Here is a 1,959-nt window from a genome sequence, read left to right on the forward strand (position 1 = left end):
AGGGCTGGTGGTGTCGGTTCAGGGCAGGGGATAGGCGGCGGAACTGTCGCCGGTGAAGTCGATCGCGGAATACTCGTTGAGCTTGGCGAGCCGGTGATAGGCCTCGACCATGCGCACGGTGCCCGACTTCGACCGCATCACGATCGACTGGGTGGTACAGCCGCCGGGGTAGTATCGCACTCCTTTGAGCAGATCGCCGTCGGTGACTCCGGTGGCGCAGAAGAAGACGTTCTCCCCGGACACCAAATCCTCGGTGGTCAGCACCTGGTCGAGGTCGTAGCCGGCGTCGAGGGCCTTGCGGCGTTCGGTGTCGTCCACCGGCGCGAGCTGCGCCTGGATCGCGCCGCCCATGCAGCGGATCGCCGCGGCGGCGATGATCCCTTCGGGGGTGCCGCCGATGCCGGCCAGCATGTCGGTGCCCGACTGGTACCGGCACGCCGAGATCGCGCCGGCGACGTCGCCGTCGGTGATCAACCTGATACGGGCCCCGGTGGCCCGGACGTCCTCGATCAGCTGCGCGTGCCGGGGTCGGTCCAGGATGCACACCGTCATGTCCCGCACCGACAGGTGCTTCACCGTGGCGACCGCCCGGATGTTCTCGGCGATCGGCGCGGTGATGTCGATCACGTCCGCCGCCTCGGGCCCGACGGCGATCTTGTTCATGTAGTAGACCGCCGACGGGTCGAACATCGCCCCGCGTTCGGCGACGGCCAGCACCGAGATCGCATTCGGCATGCCCTTGCTCATCAGCGTGGTCCCGTCGATCGGGTCGACGGCGAAGTCGCAGTTGGGGCCGTCGCCGTTACCCACCTCCTCGCCGTTGTAGAGCATCGGCGCGTGGTCCTTCTCGCCCTCGCCGATGACGACCACGCCGCGCATGGACACCGAGTTGACCAGTTCGCGCATGGCGTCGACGGCGGCGCCATCGCCGCCCTCCTTGTCGCCGCGGCCCACCCCGCGGCCGGCGGCCATGGCACCGGCCTCGGTGACGCGCCCCAGTTCGAGCGCCAGGTTGCGGTCCGGGGCCTCGCCTCGGGAGCGCGGGTGCGCCGGACCGCGGCGCTCGGCGCCGGCCGGCGACGAGGCGGCTCGCGAAGGTCGGTCGCCCTCAACAGTCATATCTGCTCATTGTTACAGAAGCATGCCGGTCCGGCCGAGCTGGGCTGTGGCCGACGCCGGACGGCTGGAATACTGCAGGGGTGACCGAGAATCCGCAGGCGGACGCCGAGTCGGCTCGCGAGCCCGGCCCCGCTGCCCGGCCTGCCAAGCCGCGGCTGTTGCAGGACGGTCGCGACATGTTCTGGTCGCTGATGCCGCTGGTGCTGGGCTGCATCCTGCTGGCGGGCGCGGTCGGGATGTGTTCGTTTGCGCCGGTCGGGAGGAAAACACCCACGATTCCGTCCTACGACGCGGCGGCGGCGCTGCGCGCGGACGCGCAGACGTTGGGCTTCCCCATTCGGTTGCCGCGACTGCCTGCGGGCTGGCGGCCCAACTCCGGCGGGCGTGGTGACATCCAGGACGGACGGACCGACCCGGCCACCGGTCAGCGGGGCAGCGCGCTCACCTCGACCGTGGGATACATCAGCCCCACCGGGATGTACATGAGGCTGACCCAGAGCAACGCCGACGAGACCAGGCTGGTTGGTTCCATCCATGCCGAGGCCTACCCGACCGGTTCGGTCGATGTGGCCGGCACCCATTGGGTCGTCTACCGCGGCACCGGTCAGAGCGGCGCGGACGCCGAGCCGATCTGGACGGCCAGGCTCACCGGCCCGGCCGGTGCCGCCCAGATCGCGGTCACCGGTGCCGGCGGCACCGACGAGTTCCGTACGCTGGCCTCGGCGACCCAGTCCCAGCCGCCGCTACCGGGCCCGCCGAACCACGGCAACTGACACGCCAACTGACACAAGGAATCACGTGAGTGCACCCCAAGCAGACCTGTCCGGATGGTCGGTGGCC

Annotated in this window: 2 protein-coding genes; one reads left to right on the forward strand and one right to left on the reverse strand. The window is 70.1% G+C overall.

What is annotated here, in order from left to right; genetic code table 11:
- Positions 1-18: 18 nt before the first annotated feature.
- Positions 19-1,119 (reverse strand): class II fructose-bisphosphatase, encoded by a 1,101-nt coding sequence (gene glpX, locus AC2VNT_RS03630; RefSeq protein ID WP_486945556.1) that lies wholly within the window; start codon positions 1,117-1,119, stop codon positions 19-21.
- An 80-nt stretch (positions 1,120-1,199) separates the two neighbouring features.
- Here glpX and AC2VNT_RS03635 point away from each other — a divergent pair, with 80 nt between their 5' ends.
- A complete protein-coding gene (locus AC2VNT_RS03635; protein ID WP_486945557.1) occupies positions 1,200-1,892 on the forward strand; it encodes a DUF4245 domain-containing protein in 693 nt (230 codons plus the stop codon).
- The last annotated feature ends 67 nt before the right edge of the window (positions 1,893-1,959 follow it).

The sequence above is a fragment of the Mycobacterium sp. TH-M15 genome (assembly GCF_057473705.1).

What these genes read in the sequence shown, in the direction of transcription:
- glpX (WP_486945556.1), bottom strand. Translation starts at nt 1,119, where the DNA reads ATGACTGTTGAGGGCGACCGACCTTCGCGAGCCGCCTCGTCGCCGGCC.